General features: G+C 70.2%; 25 protein-coding genes and 1 riboswitch. Of the genes, 6 read left to right on the top strand and 19 right to left on the bottom strand.

Translation table 11 applies throughout. The features are described from left to right. Positions 1–13 precede the first annotated feature (13 nt). On the bottom strand, positions 14–898 hold the full coding sequence (locus G369_RS0102445; protein ID WP_019652386.1) for an alpha/beta hydrolase: 885 nt from the start codon (positions 896–898) through the stop codon (positions 14–16). 203 nt (positions 899–1,101) lie between these two features. Between G369_RS0102445 and G369_RS0102440 the strand changes: the two genes are divergently transcribed. Together G369_RS0102440 and G369_RS0102435 are read left to right on the top strand one after the other, a co-directional pair. After that, entirely contained in the window at positions 1,102–2,016 is a 915-nt protein-coding gene (locus G369_RS0102440; protein WP_019652385.1) for a LysR family transcriptional regulator, read from the top strand. A gap of 206 nt (positions 2,017–2,222) precedes the next feature. Then, entirely contained in the window at positions 2,223–2,960 is a 738-nt protein-coding gene (locus G369_RS0102435; protein ID WP_051127540.1) for a flagellar brake protein, read from the top strand. Between the two features lie 15 nt (positions 2,961–2,975). Here G369_RS0102435 and G369_RS0102430 read toward each other — a convergent pair whose 3' ends face one another. The 17 genes from G369_RS0102430 to G369_RS0102350 all read right to left on the bottom strand — a co-directional run bounded on the left by G369_RS0102430 (position 2,976) and on the right by G369_RS0102350 (position 20,042). Then, positions 2,976–3,440, bottom strand: a complete 465-nt coding sequence (locus tag G369_RS0102430; RefSeq protein WP_019652383.1) for an OsmC family protein — start codon at positions 3,438–3,440, stop codon at positions 2,976–2,978. A 53-nt stretch (positions 3,441–3,493) separates the two neighbouring features. Beyond that, positions 3,494–4,078 (bottom strand): GNAT family N-acetyltransferase, encoded by a 585-nt coding sequence (locus tag G369_RS0102425; protein WP_019652382.1) that lies wholly within the window; start codon positions 4,076–4,078, stop codon positions 3,494–3,496. A 7-nt stretch (positions 4,079–4,085) separates the two neighbouring features. Next, entirely contained in the window at positions 4,086–4,814 is a 729-nt protein-coding gene (locus G369_RS0102420) for an LrgB family protein (RefSeq protein ID WP_019652381.1), read from the bottom strand. Next, positions 4,815–5,168, bottom strand: coding sequence for a CidA/LrgA family protein (locus G369_RS0102415; RefSeq protein WP_019652380.1), 354 nt, complete (start codon positions 5,166–5,168; stop codon positions 4,815–4,817). A gap of 40 nt (positions 5,169–5,208) precedes the next feature. Next, positions 5,209–6,225: an aminotransferase class I/II-fold pyridoxal phosphate-dependent enzyme gene (locus G369_RS0102410; protein WP_019652379.1), complete on the bottom strand. Its 1,017-nt coding sequence runs from the start codon at positions 6,223–6,225 to the stop codon at positions 5,209–5,211. Beyond that, positions 6,222–7,190 (bottom strand): adenosylcobinamide-phosphate synthase CbiB, encoded by a 969-nt coding sequence (gene cbiB, locus G369_RS0102405; protein WP_019652378.1) that lies wholly within the window; start codon positions 7,188–7,190, stop codon positions 6,222–6,224. Before cbiB ends, G369_RS0102410 begins: the two co-directional genes overlap by 4 nt. Before the next feature lie 21 nt (positions 7,191–7,211). Next, complete coding sequence (cobN, locus tag G369_RS0102400; protein ID WP_026346148.1) at positions 7,212–11,225, bottom strand: cobaltochelatase subunit CobN; 4,014 nt, start codon at positions 11,223–11,225, stop codon at positions 7,212–7,214. Further along, a complete protein-coding gene (locus G369_RS35350) occupies positions 11,222–11,578 on the bottom strand; it encodes a DUF2149 domain-containing protein (RefSeq protein ID WP_019652376.1) in 357 nt (118 codons plus the stop codon). The genes cobN and G369_RS35350 overlap by 4 nt, the downstream gene beginning before the upstream one ends. Then, positions 11,575–12,048, bottom strand: coding sequence for a MotA/TolQ/ExbB proton channel family protein (locus G369_RS0102390; protein ID WP_019652375.1), 474 nt, complete (start codon positions 12,046–12,048; stop codon positions 11,575–11,577). Before G369_RS0102390 ends, G369_RS35350 begins: the two co-directional genes overlap by 4 nt. Further along, complete coding sequence (bluB, locus tag G369_RS0102385; protein WP_019652374.1) at positions 12,048–12,737, bottom strand: 5,6-dimethylbenzimidazole synthase; 690 nt, start codon at positions 12,735–12,737, stop codon at positions 12,048–12,050. The genes G369_RS0102390 and bluB overlap by 1 nt, the downstream gene beginning before the upstream one ends. Before the next feature lie 81 nt (positions 12,738–12,818). Continuing rightward, on the bottom strand, positions 12,819–13,388 hold the full coding sequence (gene cobO / locus G369_RS0102380) for a cob(I)yrinic acid a,c-diamide adenosyltransferase (protein ID WP_019652373.1): 570 nt from the start codon (positions 13,386–13,388) through the stop codon (positions 12,819–12,821). Positions 13,389–13,454: 66 nt separating this feature from the next. Beyond that, positions 13,455–14,243, bottom strand: coding sequence for an ABC transporter ATP-binding protein (locus G369_RS0102375; RefSeq protein ID WP_019652372.1), 789 nt, complete (start codon positions 14,241–14,243; stop codon positions 13,455–13,457). Then, complete coding sequence (locus G369_RS0102370; protein ID WP_019652371.1) at positions 14,240–15,268, bottom strand: FecCD family ABC transporter permease; 1,029 nt, start codon at positions 15,266–15,268, stop codon at positions 14,240–14,242. Before G369_RS0102370 ends, G369_RS0102375 begins: the two co-directional genes overlap by 4 nt. After that, on the bottom strand, positions 15,265–16,140 hold the full coding sequence (locus G369_RS0102365) for an ABC transporter substrate-binding protein (protein WP_019652370.1): 876 nt from the start codon (positions 16,138–16,140) through the stop codon (positions 15,265–15,267). Before G369_RS0102365 ends, G369_RS0102370 begins: the two co-directional genes overlap by 4 nt. Continuing rightward, entirely contained in the window at positions 16,137–16,736 is a 600-nt protein-coding gene (locus tag G369_RS0102360; protein WP_019652369.1) for a bifunctional adenosylcobinamide kinase/adenosylcobinamide-phosphate guanylyltransferase, read from the bottom strand. The genes G369_RS0102365 and G369_RS0102360 overlap by 4 nt, the downstream gene beginning before the upstream one ends. After that, positions 16,714–18,141: a cobyrinic acid a,c-diamide synthase CobB gene (locus G369_RS0102355; protein WP_019652368.1), complete on the bottom strand. Its 1,428-nt coding sequence runs from the start codon at positions 18,139–18,141 to the stop codon at positions 16,714–16,716. The genes G369_RS0102360 and G369_RS0102355 overlap by 23 nt, the downstream gene beginning before the upstream one ends. Continuing rightward, positions 18,126–20,042: a TonB-dependent receptor domain-containing protein gene (locus G369_RS0102350; RefSeq protein ID WP_026346147.1), complete on the bottom strand. Its 1,917-nt coding sequence runs from the start codon at positions 20,040–20,042 to the stop codon at positions 18,126–18,128. Before G369_RS0102350 ends, G369_RS0102355 begins: the two co-directional genes overlap by 16 nt. 98 nt (positions 20,043–20,140) lie before the next feature. Next, positions 20,141–20,394: riboswitch (cobalamin riboswitch) on the bottom strand. 55 nt (positions 20,395–20,449) lie between these two features. Between G369_RS0102350 and G369_RS0102345 the strand changes: the two genes are divergently transcribed. From G369_RS0102345 to G369_RS0102330, 4 genes are all read left to right on the top strand, one after another. Beyond that, entirely contained in the window at positions 20,450–22,171 is a 1,722-nt protein-coding gene (locus G369_RS0102345; protein ID WP_019652366.1) for a ClcB-like voltage-gated chloride channel protein, read from the top strand. Positions 22,172–22,285: 114 nt separating this feature from the next. Beyond that, on the top strand, positions 22,286–22,510 hold the full coding sequence (locus tag G369_RS0102340; protein ID WP_019652365.1) for a hypothetical protein: 225 nt from the start codon (positions 22,286–22,288) through the stop codon (positions 22,508–22,510). Continuing rightward, the gene (locus G369_RS0102335) at positions 22,507–22,830 is read left to right on the top strand and encodes a cell division protein ZapA (protein WP_019652364.1); all 324 of its coding nucleotides are present in this window, start codon (positions 22,507–22,509) and stop codon (positions 22,828–22,830) included. The genes G369_RS0102340 and G369_RS0102335 overlap by 4 nt, the downstream gene beginning before the upstream one ends. A gap of 281 nt (positions 22,831–23,111) precedes the next feature. Then, complete coding sequence (locus G369_RS0102330) at positions 23,112–23,939, top strand: sulfite exporter TauE/SafE family protein (RefSeq protein ID WP_019652363.1); 828 nt, start codon at positions 23,112–23,114, stop codon at positions 23,937–23,939. 28 nt (positions 23,940–23,967) lie between these two features. Here the strand turns inward: G369_RS0102330 and G369_RS0102325 are convergent, their stop codons facing one another. Beyond that, positions 23,968–24,930, bottom strand: a complete 963-nt coding sequence (locus G369_RS0102325) for an AraC-like ligand-binding domain-containing protein (RefSeq protein WP_019652362.1) — start codon at positions 24,928–24,930, stop codon at positions 23,968–23,970. Between the last annotated feature and the right edge of the window lie 61 nt (positions 24,931–24,991).

The raw sequence follows: 24,991 nt of genomic DNA, 5'->3' as shown, positions 1-24,991 counted from the left end.
TGACCGGCGGGAACTAGCTGGGGTGGTCGGCCGTCGGGGGCGGCGGTGTGGTCGCGCTGAAGAACTCGCGGAAGTGCTGCTGCACCGCCGCTTCACAGGCCACGCAGCCCGTGTTCTCGGTGTCGTACAGCGCCTTCGGCCAGTTGGAGGCGCTGGGCAGCACGCTGCTCGTGACCTCAATGCCGGCCGCGCGCAGGCGGTTGGCGAAGGTCATCGCCTCGTCGTGCATCGCGTCGTCGGCGCCGACCAGCACCAGCGCCGGTGCCAGCGCCGACAGCCGCAGCGAGCCGCTGGGCACCGCATAGGGGTGCATGGCGTTCGAGGGGCAGCTCAGGTATTTCTCCCAGCCGCTGGCCCAGCGGCACTCGGTCGCATCGCTGGTGGCGTTGCGCAGCGACGCGGTACCGGCGCAGGGGTCGAGCATGGGCGACAGCAGGATCTGGCCTGCGATCGGCGGATGGGCCCGGTCACGGGCGATCAGCGCCACGGCTGCCGCCAGGTTGCCGCCGGCCTCCTCGCCGGCCAGGTAGACCTGGGAGCCCTTGCCGCCGAGCTTGGTGCGCTGCTTGTAGAGCCATTCGAGGGCCGCATAGCCCACTTCGATGGGTTCCGGGAACGGCGACTGGGGCGCCAGCGGATAGGCAAGCGAGACCACCACCGCACCCGCGCCGGCCAGCAGCCTTGCCACGTTGCGGCCGTTGTCCAGGCCGCCGCAGACGAAGGTACCACCGTGGAAATGCAGCACCAGCGGTGCCACCTCGCCCTTGGCGCGCTGGCCGTACACGCGGGCACCGACCGGTTCGCGGCCGGGCAGCTCGATCGACAGATCGGCTTCCACGCCTTGCGCCGCAGCGCGGGCGGCGGCTTCGGCAGAACGGGACGATGGAACGGGTGACATGGGCGACCTCGGGGATTTGGGCGATGGTTGAAATATAAGTCGGCCGATCTGTACATAAACAGGCCGGCCGACCCCACTCTGTTTCCAAACGGACAACAATCAGCACAGCTCAAGGCAACAGGCGGTGCCACCGGAGGGAATTGTCTCCTTGTGTGAGAATCCGCCTCCCCCGGTGTGGGCCGGGTACCCAGAACAGGCATTCGATGGATCAAATCCAGGCCATGCGGATCTTCGTCCGCGTCGTGGAAGCCGGCACCTTCACCCGGGCAGCGGACTCGCTGGCCCTCCCCAAGGGCACGGTCACCAAGCAGATTCAGGCGCTCGAATCGCGCCTGCGCGTGAAGCTGCTCAACCGCACCACGCGCCGCGTCACGGTCACGCCCGACGGCGCGGCCTACTTCGAGCGGGCGGCACGCCTGCTCAACGACTTCGACGACATGGAAGCCAGCATGACGAACGCGCAGGCCAACCCCACGGGGCGGCTGCGCATCGACGTCGGCACATCGGTGGCCAGGCTGCTCATCCTGCCCGCGCTGGCCACCTTCTGCGACCGCTACCCCGACATCCAGGTCGACCTGGGCGTGAGCGACCGCACGGTCGACCTCATCAGCGACAACGTCGACTGCGTGATCCGCGCGGGCGAGCTCAGCGACCAGTCGCTGGTGGCTCGGCGCATCGGCACGCTCGACTTCGTCACCGTGGCCTCGCCGGCCTACGTGAAGCGCTACGGCATTCCGCAGCACCCGAACGACATCGAGAAGCGCCACCACGTGGTCAGCTACTTCTCGGGCACCACGCGGCGCGTGTACCCGCACGAGTTCAAGAAGGGCGACGAGGTGATCGAGCTCAACGGCCCCTATCGGGTGTCCGTGAACGAGAGCAACGCGCACATCACCGCGGTGCTGGGCGGCTTCGGCATCTCGCAGTGCATCACCTTCATGGCCGAGCCGCTGCTCGAGAGCGGCGAGCTGGTGCAGATCCTGCCCGACTGGCACCGCGACCCGCTGCCGATCCACGTGGTGTACCCGCCCAACCGCCACCTGAGCGCCAAGGTGCGCGCCTTCGTGGACTGGGCAGCCGAGCTATTCGCGAAGAACCCGAGGCTGCAGCGCCGCTGACCACGGGGCCGCAGCAGCTGCGGCGGACAATTCGCCGTGCCGCCCTAAATTCCCGGCGGCAAATGCCGTTAACCAGTTCGGCCGGATGCCGAAAAACCGTCCCGATTCCGCCCGCATGCGTACCGCGGCCCGACCAGCGACGTCCGCAGGCAGGCCCCGGGAGCGGCGGTGCAATGCGCGCGCCGGACAACACACACCACAAGCTCATGGATACAGAACAGTCGAATGCAGCCGAGCACACCAGCGGATTCACCCGCCGCACGCCGGTGGAGATCGGCGTGCACCTGCGCAACCTCGCCAGCCGACGCGACAATCTCACGGTGCAGTACGCGGGCGGCCACCTGGTGACGCAGCTGCTCGACGTGGACACCCGCTCCCGAGTCTTCATCTTCGACTGGGGCGCCTCGCCCGAGCAGAACCAGAGCCTGCTGGCGGCGCCGCGCTGCCACTTCGAAGCCCAGCAGGACGGCGTGCGCATCGAGTTCTCCATCGCCTCGCCGCGCGAGACCCGCTACGAGGGCCTGCCGGCGTTCGAGGCCGACTTTCCGGAGATGCTGGTCTACCTGCAGCGGCGCGAGTACTTCCGCGTGGATGCGCCGATCGCCGATTCGTACACCTGCTCCGGCACCCTGCCCCAGGGCGAGGCGTTCTCCTTCGAGGTACAGGACCTGTCGCTGGGCGGCGTCGGCCTTCGCACCCGCGACGAACGCGCAGCCGCGCTGCCGGTAGGCACCTTCCTGAGGGACTGCGAACTGTCGCTGGGCGCCCTGGGGCGCCTCACGCTCGACCTGGAACTGGTGTCGCTGCGCCCCGGCCTGCAGCCCAACGGCACGCCGCGCTACCAGCTGGGCTTCCGCTTCCTGGCGCTGCCACCGGGCGCGGAAAGCGCGCTGCAGCGCCTCGTCACCCGGCTCGAGATGAAGAGCCGCTCGCTGGTCGGCTGACCCCGCGCGGCCGGGTCAGAACACCGGCTCGCAGCGCACCTCGGTCTTCACCGAGTTGGCGATGAAGCATTCCTCGTGCGCCCGGTGGTGCATCTGCTCGACCTGCTCGCGCGTGGGCAGGTTCTCGCCGGAGAAGCTCACCTGCGGGCGCAGCGTGACCACCGTCATCGCCATCTTTCCTTCGGTGTTCTTCTCCATCACGCCGACGGCCGCGTCGAAGTAGCGGTCGACCACGAAGCGGCGCTTCACCGCCATCGTGAGGAACCACAGCATGTGGCAGTTCGACAGCGAGGCCACGAACATCTCCTCGGGGTCGACGGCCGATGCGTCGGACATCGGCAGCGGCACCACGTGCGGCGAGGAAGACGCAGCCACTTCGGCGCCGCCGTCGAAGCGCAGCGAATGCCGCCGGCTGTAGGTGTTCGACAGGAAGTCCTGCTCGCCGCGCAGCCAGAGGACTTCCGCTGTGTACTGGGCCATGTGATTCTTCTCCGGCTCGGTTTGCGGGAGTGCGATTCTGCGCCAGGGGCGGCTCAGGCAAGCGCGATGCGGTAGCGCAGCTTCGCCACGCTTCCCTGGCTCGGCAGGGTGACGAAGGTCTCGACCAGCTCGCCGCCATTGGCCACGATCACCTTCTGCGAGGCGAAGTTGTCGGGGCTGGTCGTGATCTCCACGCGCCGGAGGCCTTCCCGCGCCGCGAGCCTGAGCATCTCGCCGAGCGCGCGCGTGGCGTAGCCCCTGCGCTGCTTCCAGGGCACCACGCTGTAGCCGATGTGACCCAGGCAGTAGAGGGGCAATGCGTCGGTGCCGGGCTGCCAGCGCAGGTCGATGCTGCCGCAGAACTCGCCGTCCCACATCCAGCACTTGTAGCCCGGCAGCCGCCGCACCTTGGAGCCGTCGGGCAAGACGATGCGTCCGCCCTTCGCCTCGCGGTCCACCAGGCTCGCGAGGAAGCGGTCGGCATCGGCCTCGATGGCGGCGCGCTCCTCGGCGCCCGACTCCGGCCGCGTCTCGTCGCGCGACCAGCCGCGGTTGAGCGCCGCGACGTAGCCGGGCAGGCGGGCCCGGGAGGGCCACACCAGCTCCATCGGACGCGGCTCGACGGCTGTCTTGCCCATGCGTTCGCTACGCCCCCATCAGCTTGACGATCAGCGGCACCAGCAGCGCGGTCGCGATGCCGTTGAGCCCCATCGCCAGCGCCGAGAACGCGCCGGCCGTCTCGTTCACCTGGATGGCGCGCGCCGTGCCGATGCCGTGCGCCGCCATGCCGACCGCGAAGCCGCGCACCGCCGGCTCCCTGATGCGCAGCAGGTTCAACAGGCCGGTGGCCATGATCGCGCCCGAGATGCCCGCCACGGCCGCGGCGACCGCCGCCAGCGAAGGCAGCCCGCCGATCTTCTCGGCCACGCCCATCGCGATGGGCATGGTGGCCGACTTGGGCGCGAGCGACATCATCAGCTCGTGCGAGCCGCCCAGCACCCAGGCGATGCCCACGGCCGAGACGATGGCCGCGACCGAACCCACGATGAGCGCCACGCCGATCGGCAGCCACAGCCGGCGCAGCCTCTCGAGCTGCCCGTACAGCGGCACGGCCAGCGCCACCGTGGCCGGGCCGATCAGGAAGTGCACGAACTTCGCGCCCTCGAAATAGGTGTCGTAGGGCGTGCGCGTGAGCAGCAGCACCGTGACGATGACGATCACCGAGATCAGCACCGGGTTGACCATCGGGTTGCGTCCGCTGCGCGTGTGCAGCCACAGCGCGCCCAAGTACGCCAGCAGCGTGAGCGACAGCCACAGCAGCGGCGACTGGGCCAGGAACACCCAGATCTCGAAGAGCTTCGCGGGCGCCGTCATTTACCGGGCGTCCTTGCCGGTGATGCGGATCATCCAGCGGAAGGTGAGCGCGGTGACCGTCATGGTGAAGGCCGCCCCCACGATGCCGGCCGCGAGGAACGGCAGCCACTCGCGCCCCACCCGCTCGAAATGCAGCATCACGCCAGTGACGGCCGGAATGAACAGCAGCATCAGGTTGCGCAGCAGATGGCCCGAGGCGTCGCTCAGCACCTGGGGCACGCTGCCGCGCACCAGCAGGCCGATGAACAGGAAGACCATGCCGATCAGCGGACCGGGAACGGGCAGCCCCAGCCACTGCACGAGCAGTTCGCCGGCAAGCTGGCAGAGGAAAAGCGTGGTGATGGCGTAGAGCATCTGTTTCTTCCGTACTTGGGTTTCTGGCTGGTCCGGGCGTTCAGGTGGCGCCTGTCCAGGCCTGCTTCAGCGCCTGCTGGCTGGCCGGCGGCAGCACGCCCATGCGCACATGGCCAGGCAGGCCGAAGGAGGCGCAGTCGCGCAGCTTGATGCCCGACGCGCGCAGGCGCTCGAGCATGCCGGCGAAATCGTCTGCACCCGGCCTGGCGACGTGGAAGTTCGCCTCGCTCGGCCAGACCTGCCAGCCCATCTCCCGGCACAGGGCCGTCTGCGAATTCTTCCATTCGCGCAGGGTGGCGAGACTGTCGCGCAGCCACTGCTGCACACCGGGCTGCGTCCAGGCCGAGAGCATTGCCACGCCGTCCGCGCCCACCGGCCACGAGGCCGCGAGGCGAACCAGCGCTTGCACCGCGTCCTGCGCATCCACCGGGGCGATCGCATAGGCCGCGCGCACGCCGGTCATGCCGAGCGCCTTGTTGGGCGACCACATCTGCCAGACGCGATCCAGCTGACGCTGGTTGAGCGCGAGGCGGCCTTCCAGCCGCAGAGGCTCGTAGGCGCGGTCGAGCACGCAGGGCACGCCTTCGGGCAGCGCGTCGACGGTTTCGCCGATGCCCGGCTGCGCCTGCCCGAGCGGCGTGGAGGGTTCGCAGCACCAAGCCAGCAATGGCCGTCGCGCCGCAGCCGGCGCACGCACCGCCTGCAACCCGAGCACCCGGGCACTTGCGGCGTAGTCGCCATAAGACATGGCTGGCAGCACTACTTCGCCATGCCCGCCCCGGTCTTCGACCGCCACCCAGGTCGTGATGCGCCGGATGAATTCGCTGGCCCCGGCCGCGAGCACGATGCGCCAAGCCTGCACGCCATGCATGGCCGCGAGTTGCTCGCGCAGCGCCGTGTAAGCCGGGTCGGGATAGCGGGACAGGTCGGCGGCACGCACCCGCTCCAGCGCCTCGGGGCACGGGCCGCATGCGTTCGCGTTGGTGGAGAAGTCGTGCGCGGGCGCGCCGAGCGCGTCCGGGCCGCCGTGGGTGAACAGGGAATCGGCGTCGGTCATGGCACGAAGAGCAGCACCGCGGCCGCGATCAGGAGGACAGCGCCGGCCAGCAGCAGCACGCCGCGCTGGCCGAGCTGCGCGGCGCGGCCGGTGTCGGCCGGCGTCGGCGCGGCGCCTTCGGCGTTCAGCGCGTACACGCCGGGCTTCGCCAGCCGCACGCCCAAGAGCAGCGCCATCGCGGCCATAGGCCAGCCGCTGTTGGGCGACGGCGTGCGGCGCGCCTCGAACGCCAGCCCGCCGGGCCAGCGCCATGCCGCCAGCGCGAGCAGCGCCACGGTGATGCGCGCGGGAATCCACGAGAGCACGTCGTCGGCACGCGCGGCCCATTTGCCGAACCAGGTCCAGTCGCGGCCGCTGCGCTCGCCGCGATAGCCCCACATCGCATCGGCGGTGTTGGCGAAGCGGTAGAGCGCCGCGCCCGGCAGCCCGAGCAGCACGAACCAGAAGACGGGCGCCACCAGCGAGTCGTTGAGGTTCTCGGCGAGCGATTCGATGGCGCTCTCGCGCACCTCGCGCTCGCTGAGCCGCTCGACGTCACGGCTGACGAGGCGCGCCAGCTGCTGGCGGCCGGCATCGAGCGAAACGCCCAGTGCCGCCTCGACAGCGAGCACCTCGTCGCGCAGCATGCGCCAGGCGAAGAGCGGCTTGAGCAGCAGGCCCAGCGCCAGCGCCACCGCCCAGGCCGGCAGATGCAGCATCGCCAGCGTCTGCAGGCCCATCGCGATGCCCCAGACGCACATCGCCCCCACGCACCACACCAGCGCGCCGCAGAAGAACATCGGCAGATCGACCGCCTTCGCCTGATGCATGCGCGGCGCGATGCGCGACCCCATGCCCAGATAGCGACCCATCCACACCACCGGATGCAGCGCCGCGGGCGGCTCGCCCAGCCAGCGATCGACGGCCAGCGCGATCCACAGCGCGGCGGCGAAGGCGATGGCGTATTCGGAACTCGGCAAGGGCATGGGAGCCGCCATTCTCGCGAATCAGGCGGCCGCCCTGCCCCGGCGCCATTGCGTCGTCGCGCCGAACGCAAGAAGCAGCGCGGCGCCCAGCGCCATCCAGAGCCGCAGGACGATGGCTTCGCCGGCCTTGGGCGGTGGTGCTTCCGCCGATGTCGGCTCGAGCTTCAGGCCGCTGACGGGCTGCGGGCCGTCCGGAGCGGGAGCAGATTCAGGGGCCGGTGCAGGCGCCTGCACCACCGCGGGCGCGACCGCCGGAGCCGGCCTGGGCGAAGAAGCCGGAGCCGGCGACAGTTCCGCCTGCACGAAGCGCTGCACGCCCGCATTGCGCTCGCGCAGCCCCGTCGCCCGCACCGCCTGCGCATAGGCCTGCGCCAGCTCGCGCCGCGTGGCGGCATCGGGCTTCCAGTAGTTCAGCCGCACCGCGTCGAGCATGCGCTCCAGGGTCTGCGCGAAGGCCGCGCGGTTGTCGCCTTCCAGCCATTCGCGCGTGCCCAGCCCGTAGCGGTCGCGCACGTACACGTCGTGCAGCGATTGCCACTGGTCCTGCCGCACCGCCTGCGGCGCGGTGACCTGCCAGCCCCAGAGGAACTGCGCGGTCTTCAGCACCTGCAGCGTGCCGCTGTAGCCCTCGGCCTTCTGCGCCTCGATCCACTGCGGGTGCAGGTAGCGCGTCTGCATCTCGCGCGCGATGGCCCCGGCCGCCGTGTCGGTGCGCACCTCGGTGCCGTCGCGCAGGTTCTGCACGTACAGGGCCGGGTCCTTGCCGGTGAGATGCCGCACCGCCTGCGCGATGCCGCCGAGGTACTGGAACGGATCGTCGTTGGTCAGCACGCCGTACAGGTTGGAGCTGCGCGCCATCAGCGCCGCGTCCACCTGCGCGAGATTGCCGGCATACGCGCCCGGACGCGCCGCGCCGTCGAGGCCCTTGCCGTAGGCGTGGCCCATGCGATCCATGTAGAGCTGCGCCATCTGCGCGTCGCCGCCGCCGCGCTGCTGGTTCTTCCATACGTCGCTTGCGAGCGCGGCTTCCTCCAGCCCGGCGCCGTAGCTGCCCTGCTCGTTCGAGAACAGGCGGGCCGTCGACCAGCGCTGCGCCTCGTCCGCGGCGGTGCCTTCCGAGCGAAGCCTGCGCGCCATCGCCTCGCTGTTGCGCGCCACCGCATTGCCGGGCTCCCGCAGCGCCGACACCTGCTGCACCGCTTCGTCGAGCCAGCGCATCACGGCCGGGAATTGGTCGCGGTAGGAGCCGGTGACGCTGAGCAGCACATCGATGCGCGGCCGCTTCAGCTGCGACGCGGGAATGATCTCGATGCCCGCCATGCGCCCGCCCTCGTCCCAGCGAGGCTTCACGCCCATCGCGTAGAAGGCCTGGCTCTCCAGCACGCCCTGGTGGCGCGAGGCCTCGCCGGCCCAGAGGGTGAAGGCGATCTTCCCGGGCGGCTTGCCGGCATGCGTCTTCGTGTGCTGCGCGATCCAGGCATCCATGGCGGCGACGCCGGTCTCCCAGGCCGCGCGCGTGGGCACGCGGCTCGGGTCGAAACCGTAGAGGTTGCGCCCGGTGGGCAGGCTGTCGGGGTTGCGCACCGGGTCGCCGCCATAGCTCGACTTGAGGTAGCGGCCGTCGAGCGCAGTCAGCAGGCCCTCGATTTCCTCGTTGTGCGCGAGCACGTCGTCGAGCTTTCGCGCGCGCCCGGCCAGCTCCAGCAGCTTCTGCCGGTCGGCAAGCGTCCTGCCCATGGCGCTCGCGGCCTGCGCGTCGACGAGCGCCTGCTCCACCCAGCGCGCGGGCCGCGAGGCGGAGACGCTCTTCGCATCGATCAGGAAAGCCTCGTCGATGTCCTCGCCGAGTGCTTCGACCAGTGGCTTGCCGAGGATCTGCAGGATGGTCATGCGCCGGCGCTGCGCGTCGGGCGCCTGCCCGAAGGTCGCGAGGCCCAGCGGCTGCGCGGTCTGCGCGAGCTCGTCGAGGTAGGGATGCAGCACGGCGATGAAGCCCGCGAAATCGGCGCGGATGCGCGCGGGCGTCCAGCCCAGGTCGCGGTCGTAGCGGTGCTCGGCGAACTCGGCCGTGAGCTGCTTCTCCAGGGCGGCCTTCACGGCGCCCGGCGATAGCGTCTCCCACTCGTGCATGCGCTCGTGCATCTCCTGCACGCCGGGGCGGAAGCCGGCGGGCGCGAACAGCGGCGTCGAGTGGCTCACCATGGTCGCGCGGCCTCGCCGCTTGGCGGTGGTGGCCTCGCCGAGGTTGTCCATGATGTAGGGATACACGTTGGGCAGGTCGCCGAGCGCGAGCAGCGGATCGTCCTGCACCGAGAGCCCGCGCTCCTTGCCCGCCGACCACTCGACCGTGCCGTGCGTGCCCACGTGCACCACCGCGCTGGCGCCGAAGCGCTGGCGCAGCCAGAGATAGGTCGCAAGGTAGCCGTGGCTCAGCGGAACGGCAGAGCGGTGATAGACCTGCCCGGCCTTGCCCACCACCTGCGTGCCGGGCTCGAAGCGCGGCGGCTGGCGCAGCACGACCACGTTGCCGAAGCGCACGCGCGGGATCACGAAGGACTGCTGGCCCGCCACGGTGCGCAGCATGGTCGACTTCCCGGGCGGGCCCCAGTAGCTTTCGACGCGGCGCTGCGTTTCCTGCGGCAGCGCGCGGAACCATGCGAGATAGTCGGCCAGCGGCAGCGTGTCGGCGAGGTCCCTGTCGAGCAGCGGCTGCAGCTCGTCGCCCTGGCCCGCGGGCTTCGGGTAGTAGGCCCGCATCGTCGCCTGCACCTGGGCGATGAGCGCATCGGTGCCGGGCAGTTCGGTGGCGTAGCCGGCCGACTTCATCGCCGCCAGCATGTTGCTCACGCTGCGCGGCACGTTCAGGAAGGAGGCGCCGAAGTTGGCCTCGCCCGGCGGGTAGTTGTAGACCAGCATCGCCACGTGCCGCTCGGCCGGCGGCGTGCGCTGCAACCGCAGCAGCGCGGCGGCCTTAGCGGCCACGGCGTCGATCTGCGCGGGCAGCGGCTGCAGCGTGCCGCTCGCCGCATCTCGTGCGCTTACGAGCATCGGGTCGGTCATGCCGGCCAGCTCGCTCGGGCTGTAGTAGGAGGCGATGTCGGTCTGCGCGAGGCCGTCCCTGCTCCGCGCCCATTGGTCGGCGTCCATCGCCAGCGAGGGCAGCGTCTGCAGCACCGGCACGCCGATGCGCTCCAGCTCGGCCTTGCGCTCGTTGGGGCTGAAGACCAGCGATGCGTTGACGATGGCATCGGCCACCCGGCGTTCGCCGTCGTGCGTCATGCGGAAGAACAGGTCCTTCTGCTGGCGCGGGCCGTAGAAGGCATAGGCGCGCAGGCCACGGGCCTCCAGCGACGCGATGAGCGCATCGAGCCAGGCGGTGTCGTCGCCGGCCAGCGTGGCGCTGTTGACGGCGATGGCGACCGTGCCGCTGCCCGCCAGCATTTCGATGGCTGCCACGTCCGTTTCGACGCGCGGCCAGCCGGGGTGGTAGATGCCGGCGAGCGGAAGCGGTACGGGTTCCGGCAGCCCCTGCATCATGCCCGGCTGCCGCAACGCCTTCATCGACGCGACCAGGTTGGCCGCGCCCGGAAAGCGCCAGAACTCGCGCAGCCGCTGGGCCCACGGGGCATCGACACCGCGCTGCGCCGCCAGCGGCGCCGCGGCGGTGGTCTGGCCCTTGGCCACCAGCGCGAACTCGCCGACCAGCACATAGGGCACCGTGCTGCGCGACACGGCATCGCCGAACCGCGCGGCGGCGGCCTGCGCCACGCTGACGTGCGGCGCGTCGATCACGAGCAGGCTGGCCCCGTCGATGGCCGCGGCCAGCGCCTCGGGCGAGTCCTGCGACGCCGACAGCACCTGCAGCGGCACCCCCGCCTCGCGCGCCGCCGCCTGCAGCCGCACCACGCGCGCCGGCGACACCAGCGAGGTGCTCAGCACGACGACGCGATTCGTGCCTTGCGGCTGCGCGTGCGCCGGGAGGAGCAATCCCGCCCCGGCGAGGAGGAGCCAGGCGAAAAGAAGAAGCCGGGTCACTTCCCGCCCGAGCCGGCCGGCTCCGCATCGGCCGGCACGTAGACCATCGTCCCGTCCTTCAGCCGCCAGGCGGTGCCGGCCTTCTCGCCATCACCCTGCCCGGTCGCACCGCTGGCCTTGAAGCGCGTGATCTTGCGGCCCTCGCGCGTGACGATCTCCATGTTCGGCTGGCCCTCGTTGCGGATGATCGTCACCTTGTCCTGCGCGAAAGGGTTCATCGGGTTGTTGATGACCGCGATCATCAGCATGCCGATCACCACCATGAACACGTCGATCAGGTTGATGGTGGAGAGCACCGGGTCGTCGTCGTCGCTGTCCAGGCTGCTCAATATCGAGAACTGGCGCCGGCTCATGAGAGGCGGTCCCGTGCATCGAGCACCGTCACCAGCTCGCGCATCAGCCAGCGGCGGCGAACGGTGTAGACCACGAAGGTGATCGAGGCGGAGGCCAGCGCCACGATCACGCTCGCGAAGGCCGGCGCCAGGCTCTGCGCCACGCCCTGCGATTCGCCCGAGGCCACGGCCACCAGCGCCGGGCCCATCGGGATCATGGTGGCGATCAGCCCCAGCATCGGCGCCACGCGGCTGCACAGCCGCACGCCCTCGAGCTGCTTGAGCACCACCAGCTCCATCTGCTCCTGGCTCGCGGCGGCATGGCGTTGCAGCACCAGCGCGCGCAACGGATCGCGGCGGCGCTGCAGATACTCGATGGCGAACGCGCCAAGGCAGTAAACCGCATAGACGAAAGAAAGCAGCACACCCAGCGTCACCGGCCAGAGAAACAGGCGCGCAAGCTCGAAGAGAACGGTATCGAAGGCCAGCATCAGGTCGGCTCCGTGGAAGAAGAAGGTTTGTCGAAAAGGTCCGAAGGCAGGCCCCAGCTTTCATCGAACACAAGCGACGCGAGCGGTTCGCGCTTCGCCCAGCGTTCGCGCTGCAGCATGGGCTCTTCATAGAACTGGTGCACGGGACCCAGGCACAGCAAGGCGATGGGCTCGGCGCCTTCGGGCAGGCCCAGAAGGACCGACACCTCGGCCGGATCGAACAGCGACACCCAGCCCATGCCCAGCCCTTCGGCGCGCGCCGCGAGCCAGAGGTTCTGGATGGCACAGGAGGCCGAGGCCAGGTCCATTTGCGGCAGCGTGCGGCGGCCGAACACGTGCTTCTCGCGTCCGTCCGCCAGAGTCACCACGAGCAGCTCTGCGGCGTCGAGCAGGCCCTGCACCTTGAGCCGCATGAATTCGTCTTCACGCTCGCCGAGCGCGCGGGCCGTGAGCACGCGTTCCTCTTCGACGACATGGTGCAACTGCTGGCGCAGCGCTTGGCCGCGAATACGAATGAAGCGCCAGGGCTGCATGAAGCCGACGCTGGGCGCGTGGTGTGCTGCTTCCAACAGCCTTCGCAATACGTCGGGCTCCACCTGGCCGCCTGCGAAATGGCGCATGTCACGGCGTTCGTGGATGGCGCGGTAGACCGCCTCTTTGTCTTTCTTGGTGAAAGCCGGGGTAGTCACGCTGCTCTTTCGGGGTGGGGGCACAGGCCACCGGGTACTCCCCTGCGCGAATGTGCCCCGTCGGCGTGAGCGCGCCCCATGTCAATCCTCGATGCCGCGCTGCGCGGGAATGCCGGCCTTGAAGGCGTGCTTGACCAGCGTCATCTCGGTCACCGTGTCGGCCAGCTCGATGATCTCCGGCGGGCAGCGCCGGCCGGTGAGCGCCACGTGCACATGCTTCGGCCGCGCGCGCAGGGTTTCGAGCACGCCTTCGAGCGGCAGCCAGCCGTAGATCAGCGGATAGGTGATCTCGTCGAGCACCACGAGGAAGAACTCGCCCGAGAGGATCGCCGCCTTCGCCTTCTCCCAGCCGTCGCGCGCGAGCTGGCCCGAGCGCTCCAGGTCCTGGCTCTTCCAGCTGAAGCCGTCGCCCAGCCCTTCGATGGGAATGCCGATCTGCTCGAACATGCGGTGCTCGCCGAAGCGCGCGGTCGGCACCTTCATGAACTGGTAGATCTTCACGGCCTTGCCGCGGCCGTGGGCGCGCAAGGCCAGACCGAATGCGGCCGTGCTCTTGCCCTTGCCGTCGCCGGTGTTGACGATGACGATGCCGCGGCGTTCGCCTTCCGGCTTCTCGTAGGGCTTTTCGCTGGGTGGGGTCTCAATTTGCATTTGTCGGTCTTTCAAGGCTGGCGAATGCGGGTTGCCGGACGCAGAGGGCGCGTTCGATCCCGCATCTCATAGGGGCAGCGCGATCCACTGCTCAGCCACGCGGTGCACGCGGATGCGATGGTCGAAGACCTGCTCCAGCGCGGCATGGGTGGCCGGGTCGTCGCAAGTGCCGTGGTGCACGACGCGGCCCTGGTCCATCACCACCATTTCGTCGGCGGCCAGGGCCATCGGCAGTTCGTGCAGCACGCTGACCACCGTGCGGCCCTCGGCGACGAGGGTGCGGACGATCTTCATCCAGTCGGCCTGGTGGGGCGGGTCGAGGTTGGCGAGGGGTTCGTCCATGAGCAGCGCCTCGGCTTCGACGGCGAGCGCCCGGGCGAGCAGCACGCGCTGGCGCTCGCCGCCGGAGAGCTGGCCCAGCGGACGGTCGCGCCAGTCCCAGGCCTGGGTGCTGCGCAGTGCGCGTTCGACGGCCTCGCGGTCGGCGGCGCCTGGCGTGGCGAGCCAGCGCTGGTGCGGCAGGCGGCCGAGCATGGCGACGTCGTAGACCATCAGGTCGTCGGCGCTGCCCTCGCCCGTGCCACTCTGGCCCAGCCACGAAAGGCGGCGGGCGCGCACGCGGGCGGGCACCCTGTCCTGCGCCTCGCCGAAGAGCCGCACTTCGCCGCGATGAGCAAGCAGCCCCGCCAGCGCCTTCAGCAGCGTCGATTTGCCCGCGCCGTTCGGGCCCACGATGCTGGTCCAGCGCGCGGCCCGCAGCTTCAGGTCGATGCCGTGCAGCACCTCGCTGGCGCCGAGCGTGGCGCTCAGCCGGTGCGCTTCCAGCGCGGCGTCGATGTCGTTGCTGCGGCTCATGCCACGCCGCTCCGCGCGCTGCGCCTGTGCATCAGCCACAGCAGGTAGCTGCCGCCCAGCACGGCCGTGAGCACTCCCACGGGCAGTTCCTGCGGCGCGATCAGCCAGCGCGCGAGCAGGTCGGCCGCCATCAGCAGCAACCCGCCCATCAGCGCCGACAGCACGATCAGCCGCGCATGCGTGGTCTTGACGGCCGAGCGCACCAGGTGCGGCGCCGCCAGGCCGACGAAGGCGATGAGCCCGGTCTGCGCCACGGCCGCCCCGGTGGCCAGCGCCAGCACCACCACCAGCGCCGCGCGCATCGCCCCCAGCGGGAGGCCCAGGCTGCGCGCGGTGGCTTCGCCCAGCGCCAGCCCGTCGAGCACCGGCGCCAGCGCCCAGCCCGCGAGCAGGCAGGCCGCGCCGACCATCGCCATCACCGCGCAGGCGCTCCAGCCGACGAGGCCGGTGCTGCCGAGGATGAAGCCCTGGATCGCCTGGAGGATGTCCGCCGAAGCGATGGTGATGAGGTCCTTCGCCGCACCGAGCACCACGCCGACGATCACGCCCGCCAGCAGCAGCCGCAGCGTCTGCTGCACGCCGCGCGCCAGCATCAGCGTGAGCATCACTGCGAGCACCGCGCCCAGGAAGGCGGCGCCGGTGAGCCCGAGCCGCATCACCCACTGCATGCTCGCGGCCGAGCCGCCGAACATCAGCAGCGCCACCGCCACGCCGAGCGAGGCGCCGGAGGCGCTGCCCAGCAGGTACGGGTCGGCCAGCGGATTGCGAAAGAGCCCCTGCGCCACCGCGCCGGCCAGCCCCAGCAGCGCGCCCGCCAGCCAGGCGCCGAGCGTGCGAGGCAGGCGGATGTCCCACACGATCTGCAGCGCCACCGGGTCGTGGCGTGCGGCGAACAGGCTCTCGAAGCCGGTGCTGCCGATGCCCAGGCCCAGCAGCATCAGCGCCGCGCCCAGCACCAGCAGGCCGGCGCCGAGCAGCAGTACGCGGCGCAGATGGGCCGTGTGCCTGGCGGCAGCCGCATTCATAGCTTGCCGCCCTTTTCAACGATGCACTGCGCCATCAGCCGTGCCGCCTCGTCCATGCGCGGGCCGGGCCGCACAAGCACGTCGGACTGCTCGGCGCTGAAGCGGCAGATGCGGCCTTCGCGCACCGCGCGGATGCCAGCCCAGCCGGGCCGCTGCTCCAGCCCCTGCGCGCTGCGCACGCTGACCATGATGAGGTCGGGGTTCGCGCGCACCACGTACTCGGGGTTGAGCTTGGGGAACGGGCCCAGCGAGGCCGGCACGATGTTCTTCATGCCCAGCCGCGAGAGCGTCTCGCCGATGAAGGACGACTCGCCCGCCGCATACGGCGCGCTGTTGACCTCGAAGTACACGCGCATGCCCTTCGCCCCCGCGGGCACCGACTGCGCGGCGGCCGACACGCTGGCGTCGATCACGCGCCAGACCTTCGCTGCCTCGTGCGTGCCCAGCACCTGGTCGAGCTTGTCGAGCACGCGGCGCACGTCGGCGTGGCTCTTGGGTTCGAGCACCAGCACCTTCATGCCCAGCGCCTCCAGCCGCTGCGTGACGCGCGAGGACTTGGCCAGCAGCACCGCGTCGGGCTTGAGCGCGACGATGGCCTCCACGTTCGGATCGATGCCGCCGCCGAGCTGCGGCAGAGCCTTCACCTGTTCGGGCGAGTTGGAGTAGCGGTCCACGCCCACCAGCCGGTTGCAGGCCCCGAGCGCGCAGACCGACTCGGTGAGCGAAGGCAGCAGCGTGACGACGCGTTGCGGCGGCTGCGGCAGGCTCACCGACACGCCGCGCTCGTCGACCACGTCGAGCGCATGCGCGGCCAGCGCCATCAGGACGAGGCCGATCGCCGCGAGCGGATTGCGGATCTTCTTCATGCTCATGCGGCGGGCGCCTTCAGGCTCAGCGGCAGGCCGGCCGCCATGAGCGTGACGCGTCCGCATGCGGCGGCCACGTCCTGGTTGAGCCGGCCCAGGGCGTCGACGAAGGCGCGCGTCTCGCGGCCAATCGGTATCACGCCCAGGCCGATCTCGTTGCCGACCAGCACCACCGGGCCCGGCGCATCGCGCAACGCAACCAGCAGCATCGCGATGTGCGTCGCGGGGGTGCGCGTCACGGGGCGGGCGTCTTCGATGGGCATCGGCATCAGCAGGTTGGTCAGCCACATCGTGAGGCAGTCGACCACCACCAGCGTCTCGGGCGTGCTCTGCGTGACGATGGCGCGCGCGAGCTCGACCGGCTCCTCGATGGTCCGCATGCCGGGCACGCGCTCGGCGCGGTCGGCCTGGTGGCGCACGATGCGCTCCTGCATCTCGTCGTCATAGGCCTGGGCGGTCGCGATCAGCACGGCGCGGCGGGCACGGGCACCGGCCGCGAGCCAATCGACGGCGCGCTGCTCGGCGCGGCGCGACTTGCCGCTCTTCTGGCCGCCGAGGATGAACTCGTGCACCACGGCTTCAGGCTTGGTCGAATGCAGCATGGCTCTCCAACTCGATGGGCATGGCGCCGAAAAGGCGCGCGGTGGCTTGCGGACTGGAGGCGAACCACGCATGGAAATAGCTCGCGCGCACCGGGCCATGCACGTACAGCACCTCCCCGGCCCGCGCGCCCACGGCCTGCGTGGCACCAGGACGGGCGGTGCGCGCGGCCGGCACGAGCGGTGTCTCGCAGCTCGAATAGTGGAAGGTGTGTCCGCGCAGGACGTGGCCATCGAGCGAGAGCTGCTGGGGCCCCAGGCCCGAAAGCCGCTTCTGCATGGTCACCCGACCAGGCAGCAGGCCCCAGAGGCGGTGCACTTCACCACCGTCTTCCTGAAGAGCCAGTTCGTCGAAAAGCGCCATCATCCCGCCGCACTCGGCCCACACCGGCTTGCCGGCGGCGACGTGCGCAGCGAGCGATTCGCGCAGCGCCGTGCGGGCCGACAGCGCCGGAGCATGCAGCTCCGGGTAGCCGCCGGGCAGCCAGACGGCGTCGCAGGCCGGCAAGGCGTCGCCTGCGAGCGGCGAGAAGAAGCTCAGCTCGGCACCGAGCGCCCCGAGCACATCGAGGTTTGCCGGATAGATGAACGAGAACGCTGCATCGCGTGCGATCGCGATGGTGCGGCCAGCGAGCAATGGCGGCACGGCTCGTGCCTCGTCGGATGCTAGTGCCTCGAAGCCCACCTGCGGCAGCTCGCCGACGGGCATGCGGCCCAGCGGCGTGTCGGCCAGCACGTCGGCGGCCGCGTCGAGCCGCGACATCGCGTCGCCCAGCTCCGTGGCGGCCACCAGGCCCAGGTGCCGTTCCGGCAGCGTGAAGCGGGCGTCGCGCGGCAAGGCGCCCAGCCATTGCGAAGGGTCGCGCAGCGCCTCCTGCAGCATGGCGCCGTGCCGTTCGCTGGCCACCCGGTTCGCCAGCACGCCGGCCCACGGCAGCCCGTCGCGGAAGTTCTGCAGCCCGTAGGCCAGCGCGCCGAAGGTGCCGGCCATGGCCTGCGCGTCGATCACCGCCAGCACCGGCACGCCGAAGCGCTGCGCAAGGTCGGCGGCGCTGGGATTGCCGTCGAAGAGACCCATCACGCCCTCGATGACCAGCAGGTCGCTCTCGGCGGCCGCCGCATGCAGGCGCGCGCGGCAGTCGGCCTCGCCCGTCATCCAGAGGTCGAGGGAATGCACCGGTGCGCCGGTGGCGAGCGCCAGCCAGTGGGGATCGAGGAAGTCGGGCCCGCACTTGAAGGCGCGGACTCGCCGGCCCTGGCGCGCGTGCAGCCGGGCCAGCGCGGCCGCGACCGTTGTCTTGCCCTGCCCCGAGGCCGGGGCGGCCACCAGCACGGCGGCGCAGGAGGCCGCCGCGGCACCGGCGGCGCCGCCCGGCTGGAGTGCTTGGCTGCTTAGTGAGGCGTCCACTTGAGACCGACGTAGGCGGTACGGCCGGCATTGGCGTACAGCCGCGCGAACTGGTAGTCCTTGTTGCCCACATTGTCGACGCGCGCGACGAGGTTGATGTCGCGCGTGAGCTGGGTGGTGGCCGACAGGTTCAGCACGGTGTAGCCGCCGAGCTTCACGCTGTTGGCGGCGTCGTCGTAGCGGCGGCTGGAGGTCTGCACCTCGGCGCCCAGCGTCCAGCCCGCGATGCGCCAGTCGGCGCCCAGGGTGGCATGGCGCTGCGCGCGGCGCGCGAGCAGGTTGTGGGTGGCGAGGTCGCGCGGATCCTGAAAGTCGAGGGAGCCGCGCAGCGTGACGTCGCCGATGCGGTGGCTGCCCGAGAGCGTGACGCCCTGGTAGCGCGCGCGGGCGGTGCTGGAGTAGCAGCCGAACGACGAAGCACAGCCCTTGGCAGAGCCGTCGAACACGATCAGGTTCTGCACGCGGTTGGCGTAGGCCACCACGCCCAGCTGGGTCGCGCCCTCGGTGTACTGCAGGCCCAGCTCGAGGTTGCGGCTCGATTCGGGCTTGAGCGTGGCCAGGCCGTATTCGCTGAAGCGCTGGTACAGCGTGGGCACGCGGAAGGCGGTGCCTGCCGAGGCCGTGAAGCGCAGCGACGGCGTGATGGCGTAGCCGTAGGCCGCGCTGCCGGTGGTCTTGCCGCCGAATTCGCTGTCCTTGTCGTGGCGCACGTGCAGCTGCAGCGAGTGCGGGCCCTGCACGAAGCCGTAGCCGAGCGAGATCGCGTCCTGCGAGCGGTCGCGCGCGAGCAGCTTCGAGGTGGTGGTGGGCGCGTTCTCCAGGGCGTCCTCGCGGCGCTCCAGCGTGGCGGTGACGAGGTGCGGGCCGAAGCGGAATTCGTTCTGGAAGAGGTAGCCGCGCAGGCGGGTCTCGGTACGGTAGAACGACGGCTGGGTCTTGTAGACCTGCTGCGAGTCGGTCACCTGCACGCGGGTGCTGTAGACGTCGTTCCACTTGGCCGACCAGCTCAGGCCGGCGGTCTGCAGCTTGTTGCTCGAAACGTCGTTGGCGAACAGGAACGGCAGCTTGGTCCTGTAGGACACCGTTGCGTCGTAGCCGGCCTTGATGTCGCTGGAAAGCAGCGTGGCCTCGATGCGCTGGTCGGGCGTGATCTGGAAGCCCAGCTTCGCGTTGCCCGAAGTGCTGTTGTAGCCGTCGCGGTCGGGGCTGGTGAAGCCGTCCTTGGTCACGTTGCGCTTGCTCACGGGCTGCACGTTGTAGCCCTTGCTCTCTTCATGCGCCACGCCGAAGGAATAGTCGAAGAGGCCCGACTTGCCGCTCACGCCGCCTTCGATCCTGCGCAGCCCCTTGCTGCCGAAGCCGATGCCGGCGTAGGGCGACACGCCCTCTTCTCCTCGCCTGGTGAAAAGCTGGATCACGCCGCCCACGGCATCGGAGCCGTAGACCGCGGCGGCCGGCCCGCGCAGCACCTCGATGCGGTCGATCTGCGACAGCGGAATGCCTTCCCAGCCGGCGCCGCCGGTCGATTGCGAATCGATGCGCACGCCGTCGAGGTAGACGGCGGTGAAGCGCGTCTCGGCGCCGCGGATGAAGAGGCTGGTGGTGTTGCCCACGCCGCCGGAGCGCGATATCTCGATGCCGGGCAGGCGCGAAAGCAGGTCGGCCACGCCGGTCGCACCGCTGCGCTCGATGGTCTCGCTGTCGACGACGGAGACGTCTCCCACGAGCTCCGACAGCGCCTGAGGCGTGCGGTTGGCCGTGACCACCGTTTCGCGCAGGGTGGAGGCCTCCTGCGCATGGGCCATGCCGCCGAAGGCGGAAACCAGCGCCAGCGGCAGGCAGGCGTGGCGGAAGCGGCGCGCAGGAGCGCTACCGCGGAAAGAGCAAACACGGGAAATCATGAATCAAGCGAACGAACGTCAATACCCCTGGCCGGCCTCCCCGCCGGCGCCTGGGCGCAATGGCCGCGCATGCGTTCGTCATTCGATCCTCGACGCATGCGGCAGCCGCCTCGTTGGCCGGTATCCGGGCTGGCAGAACGACGCCTTGCCGCCTTCCCAGGCGCCTGTTTCAGGGCGCCCAGTGGCTCGATGGAAAGGTGTTGGCGCCTTGCGGCGCCGTCTGCTTGACCGTTGCGGGGGCAGCGCAGGCGGCTTCGGCCTTGTTCCGGTGCGAACCGGGGCTTCCACTCCTGCTTCCCGTTGAACTGCGCCGTGCGAACCACGGCGCGAGCACCAACGGGCGGAATTCTATGTCCTGCCATGCGCCTCTTAAGTCGAAAGTTGCGGCCCCGCTACCATCGACGACCATGATGCGGCCCGCCTCGATCTTCCTGAACCTGCGTTCGGCGCTGCAGCGGCTCTTCGGTGTCTCGGGCTGGCAGTCGATGCTTCTGTGGTCGATCGTGGCCGGACTGCTGGGCACGCTGGCGACCGAACTGTTCCGCGCCGCGCTCCTCGCCTTCGAGCACCTGGTGCTCGGCCCCGGCCAGGGGCTGGTCGCCATGGCGAAGCAGCTGCCATGGTGGGCGCGCATCGCCTGCCCCACCCTGGGCGGACTGGTGGCGGGGCTGCTGCTGGTGCTCGCCAGGCGCGTGGCTTCGCGCAGCGCCACGTCGGACTACATGGAAGCCATCGTGCTCGGCGACGGGCGCATTCCGGTGGCGCAGACGCTGGCGCGCAGCGCGTCGTCGCTGGTGAGCATCGGCACTGGCGGCTCGATCGGGCGGGAGGGCTCGATGGTGCAGCTGGCGGCGCTGGCCTCCTCGCTGCTCGGGCGGGTGTTCCGCTTTCCGGCCGAACGGCTGCGGCTGCTGGTGGCCTGCGGCGCGGCGGCCGGCCTCACGGCCGCCTACAACGCGCCCATCGCGGGCGCCTTCTTCGTCGCGGAGATCGTGCTGGGCTCCATCGCGATGGAGAGCGTGGGGCCGATCATCATCGCGTCGGTGGTGGCCAACGTCGCGATGCGGGCGCTGCCGGGCTACCAGCCGCCTTACAAGATGCCGCCGTTCCCGGAGATCCACGGCACCGAGGTCGTGCTGTTCTGCGTGCTCGGCGTGCTGCTGGGCTTCGCGGCGGTGGGCTTCCTGCGCGCGCTGCAGGGCAGCCGGGCGCTGTTCTCGCGGCTGCCGCTCGCGCTGCCGTGGAGGCTGGCGCTGGGCGGGCTCGTCATGGGTGCGGTGTCGGTGCCGATGCCGGAGGTGTGGGGCAACGGCTACAGCGTGGTGAATTCGGTGCTGCACACGCCATGGGCATGGACGCTGATCGCGCTGGTGCTGCTCGCCAAGGCGGTTGCGACGATGGCGACGGCCGGTTCGGGCGCCGTGGGCGGCGTGTTCACGCCGGCGCTCTTCTTCGGCTGCATGATCGGCGCGCTCTTCGGCCAGGGCGTGCAGGCGCTGTGGCCGGCGGCGAGCTCGGCGCCATTCGCCTATGCCATCGTCGGCATGGGCGCTTTCCTGGCGGGCGCCACGCAGGCACCGCTGATGGCGATATTGATGATCTTCGAGATGACGCTGAGCTACCAGGTCATGCTGCCGCTGATGGCCGCGAGCGTCATCGCGTACTTCGTGGCGCGCTCGGCCAACGCAGGCTCGATGTACGAGATCACGCTGCATCGCAACGCCCAGCGCGACGACCAGATGCGCCTGCGCGGGCTGCACATGCGCGACCTGGTGCAGCCGGCCGAGACCGTGGTCGGCCCGCAGGCGGACCGCGAGGCGATGAGCAGGCTTTTCCTGCAGTACCCCGTCAAGTACCTGTACGTGGTGGACGCGGACAACCGCTACCTCGGGGTGGTGCCGCTCTCGTCGCTCGGTACCGCGCCGCAGGAGACGACGGCAGGCGCCCTGCTCTCTCAGGCGATCCAGCCGGTCACTGCCGATACCGGTCTTGGCGAGGCACTGCAGCGCTTCCTCGACCACCTGGGCGAGCGGCTTCCGCTGATCGAGAGCGCCGCCAACCCGGTGTTGCTGGGCGTGGTCGCCAAGAGCGCGCTGCTGGCCACCTACGTGCGGCTGAGCGAGGCCTGAAGCGACTCGCGAGGGGTTTGATCGGCGGGCGGCAAAGCCGCAGAATCCGGGCACGCCGGGCGCCGCGTCCGGCCTCGGCAGGACCGCCTCCCCGGGAAACTACAATCGCCAACCATGCCCGCCTCCAGCCCCATCGACCAGATCGCCGAGCGCGTCGAACGACTGCTCGTGCGTCACGAAGAGGTGCAGCGCACCAACGCGCTGCTGCAGGAACAGGTCGATGCGCTCACGCGCGAACGCGACGCACTGAAGTCGCGGCTCGTCGCGGCCCGCACCCGCCTCGACGCCCTGCTCGAACGGCTGCCGGCTGAACCACCTTCCGAAGACTCCCCCGCATGAAGCAGATTGAAGTACAGATCATGGGACAGAGCTATCTGCTCGGCTGTCCCGACGGAGGCGAGGCGCAGCTGCGCGAAGCCGTCGAACGCGTGGATGCCGCCATGTGCAAGATCCGCGATGCGGGAAAGGTCAAGGCCCGCGACCGCATCGCGGTACTGGCCTCGCTGAACCTGGCATTCGACCTCGCCGCGCAACAGGCCGCCGCCAGCGCGCCCGCCGCACCGGCGGCGCCAGCCGATACCACAGACACCGACCCGAAGGCCGCCCAGCTCATTCAAAGACTCGATCAGGCCCTGGCGGGCGATGGACATTTGCTCTGAGCGGGTTCCGCCGGCAGGGCTGCAGCGGTAAAATCCGAACTGTCTGCGGTGCGCGTTGGGCTTTATATGTCCTTGTTCCAATGCTCTACGGAGCCGGGCTTGGTAAATCGCTCGACGGGTGTGATCATCTCGCGTCAGATGAACCCGAAGTCCTGCTGCCCTCGCCCACCTGAACCCCGGTTCAGGATGCGAGTCCGGCGCCCACTTGCAGACACCTAATTCCGCCACGGCCCCTTGCACACACTGCTCGGGGCCGTTGCTTTTTGCGATACAGAATTTCCGTGAACGTCTCCAGCCTGCTCGATCCCCTCCTCATCGTCGAACTCGCGGCCCTCGGGCTCGGCACCGGTTTCCTCGCAGGCCTGCTGGGCATCGGCGGCGGCATGCTGATGGTGCCGTTCATCACGATCATCATGGGCCACCGCGGCGTGCCGGCCGACCTCTCGGTGAAGATGGCCATCGCGACCTCGATGGCGACCATCATCTTCACCTCGGTGTCGAGCGTGCGCGCGCACCACAAGCGCGGCGCGGTGCGCTGGGAGATCGTGCGGCGCCTCGCGCCCGGCATCGTCATCGGCAGCCTGGTGGGCAGTCTCGGCGTGTTCGCGCTGCTCAAGGGCACGGCGCTGGCGATCTTCTTCGCGCTCTTCGTGGGCTTCTCGGCCACGCAGATGTTCCTCGACAAGAAGCCCGCGCCCACGCGGCAGATGCCGGGCACCGGCGGCCAGCTCGCCGCGGGCGGTGCCATCGGCTTCGTCTCGGGCCTGGTGGGTGCCGGCGGCGGCTTCATCAGCGTGCCGTTCATGACGTGGTGCAACGTGTCGATCCACAACGCGGTGGCGACCAGCGCGGCGCTGGGCTTCCCGATCGCGGTGGCGAACGTGCTGGGCTATGCGGTCAGCGGGCAGTCGGTGCAGGGCCTGCCGGCCGGCTCCTTCGGCTACATCTGGCTGCCCGCGCTGGCGGTGATCGCGCTGTGCAGCGTGCTGACGGCGCCCCTGGGCGCGAAGGCCGCGCACAGCCTGCCGGTGAAGAAGCTCAAGCGCGTGTTCGCGAGCATCCTCTACCTGCTGGCGGCCTACATGCTCTGGAAGGGCCTGCACGGCTGATCGATGCTCCGGCGGCCTCCTGCCGAGGCTACTGGATCCGCTGCTGCCGCCATTCGCGCGGCGAGCAGCCGAAACGCTCCTTGAACGCGCGGCTGAAATGCGCCGCGTCGTTGAATCCCCTGCCGTAGGCGATGTCGGCCACGGGCCGGCCCGCGAGGCGCGGCTCCAGCAGGTCGCGGCTGCAGGCCTCCAGCCGGCGCTCCCAGATGTATTGCGACGGCGTGAGCGGCTCGCTCCTGAACACTCGGTGGATGTGGCTGACCGACACGCCCAGCTCCGCGGCCAGCGTGCTCACCGAAAGCGAAGGGTCCGCAAGCTGCTCGTCGATGCGCCGCTTGACCCGCGCGAGGTGGTACGCCGTGAGGTTGCTCAGCGAGGGCGCGCTCGCCGCAGGCAGCGTCTGCAGTCCGGCCACCAGGATGTTCTGAACGCCGTTGGCCACCGCGAGGGCCGAGGCCGGCTGCAGCGTGTCGATGTCCTCGCGCAGCGTGCGGATCATTCCCAGCAGCAGGTGCCCCGCGCCCTCGCGGCCCGAAACGGTGGTGGCCGTGAGCGCCTGCGTATCGCGCAGCTCGCTGCGCAGACGCTCGCCGGGCAGCTTGAGCACGATCTGCTCGAATGATTCGTCGAACAACAGCTGGTAGGGCCGCGTGCTGTCGTACAGCGCGAAGTCGCCGGCCGACAGCACCGCGTCGCGCCCGTCCTGCCGCACCACGCCCCGGCCGCTCGCCTGGATGCTCACGAGGAAGTAGTCGTCGCTCGAATGCGAGATGTGTCCCGGCGTGCGCATCACCTTCTGCGGGCTCGAGGTGACGACCGACACGTCGAGCCCCGGCAGCGTGTGCTGGCGGATGCTGCCCTCGAAATCGCCCGAATCGCCCTCGCGCACCGGGTCGCAGCCCAGCTGCACGTAGACGTTGCAGATCATGTCGGTCCAGTAGGCGAGCCGCTGGTCGCGCGGGACGGCGTCGGTACTGAGCAGTTGGGTCATCGGGGTTCCTCGGAAGGCCTCAGGGGCAGCGAACGGATGCAACGCTGGAACAAGAACGCCG

The sequence above is a fragment of the Variovorax atrisoli 110B genome, from assembly GCF_000382045.1.
Taxonomy (GTDB): domain Bacteria; phylum Pseudomonadota; class Gammaproteobacteria; order Burkholderiales; family Burkholderiaceae_C; genus Variovorax; species Variovorax atrisoli.
This window is presented reverse-complemented; position numbering and strand designations above follow the sequence as displayed.

Coding starts and splice junctions, on each gene's coding strand:
- G369_RS0102445 (WP_019652386.1), bottom strand. CDS start 898: ATGTCACCCGTTCCATCGTCCCGTTCTGCCGAAGCCGCCGCCCGCGCT.
- G369_RS0102440 (WP_019652385.1), top strand. CDS start 1,102: ATGGATCAAATCCAGGCCATGCGGATCTTCGTCCGCGTCGTGGAAGCC.
- G369_RS0102435 (WP_051127540.1), top strand. CDS start 2,223: ATGGATACAGAACAGTCGAATGCAGCCGAGCACACCAGCGGATTCACC.
- G369_RS0102430 (WP_019652383.1), bottom strand. CDS start 3,440: ATGGCCCAGTACACAGCGGAAGTCCTCTGGCTGCGCGGCGAGCAGGAC.
- G369_RS0102425 (WP_019652382.1), bottom strand. CDS start 4,078: ATGGGCAAGACAGCCGTCGAGCCGCGTCCGATGGAGCTGGTGTGGCCC.
- G369_RS0102420 (WP_019652381.1), bottom strand. CDS start 4,814: ATGACGGCGCCCGCGAAGCTCTTCGAGATCTGGGTGTTCCTGGCCCAG.
- G369_RS0102415 (WP_019652380.1), bottom strand. CDS start 5,168: ATGCTCTACGCCATCACCACGCTTTTCCTCTGCCAGCTTGCCGGCGAA.
- G369_RS0102410 (WP_019652379.1), bottom strand. CDS start 6,225: ATGACCGACGCCGATTCCCTGTTCACCCACGGCGGCCCGGACGCGCTC.
- cbiB (WP_019652378.1), bottom strand. CDS start 7,190: ATGCCCTTGCCGAGTTCCGAATACGCCATCGCCTTCGCCGCCGCGCTG.
- G369_RS35350 (WP_019652376.1), bottom strand. CDS start 11,578: ATGAGCCGGCGCCAGTTCTCGATATTGAGCAGCCTGGACAGCGACGAC.
- G369_RS0102390 (WP_019652375.1), bottom strand. CDS start 12,048: ATGCTGGCCTTCGATACCGTTCTCTTCGAGCTTGCGCGCCTGTTTCTC.
- cobO (WP_019652373.1), bottom strand. CDS start 13,388: ATGCAAATTGAGACCCCACCCAGCGAAAAGCCCTACGAGAAGCCGGAA.
- G369_RS0102375 (WP_019652372.1), bottom strand. CDS start 14,243: ATGAGCCGCAGCAACGACATCGACGCCGCGCTGGAAGCGCACCGGCTG.
- G369_RS0102370 (WP_019652371.1), bottom strand. CDS start 15,268: ATGAATGCGGCTGCCGCCAGGCACACGGCCCATCTGCGCCGCGTACTG.
- G369_RS0102365 (WP_019652370.1), bottom strand. CDS start 16,140: ATGAGCATGAAGAAGATCCGCAATCCGCTCGCGGCGATCGGCCTCGTC.
- G369_RS0102360 (WP_019652369.1), bottom strand. CDS start 16,736: ATGCTGCATTCGACCAAGCCTGAAGCCGTGGTGCACGAGTTCATCCTC.
- G369_RS0102350 (WP_026346147.1), bottom strand. CDS start 20,042: ATGATTTCCCGTGTTTGCTCTTTCCGCGGTAGCGCTCCTGCGCGCCGC.
- G369_RS0102345 (WP_019652366.1), top strand. CDS start 20,450: ATGATGCGGCCCGCCTCGATCTTCCTGAACCTGCGTTCGGCGCTGCAG.
- G369_RS0102340 (WP_019652365.1), top strand. CDS start 22,286: ATGCCCGCCTCCAGCCCCATCGACCAGATCGCCGAGCGCGTCGAACGA.
- G369_RS0102335 (WP_019652364.1), top strand. CDS start 22,507: ATGAAGCAGATTGAAGTACAGATCATGGGACAGAGCTATCTGCTCGGC.
- G369_RS0102325 (WP_019652362.1), bottom strand. CDS start 24,930: ATGACCCAACTGCTCAGTACCGACGCCGTCCCGCGCGACCAGCGGCTC.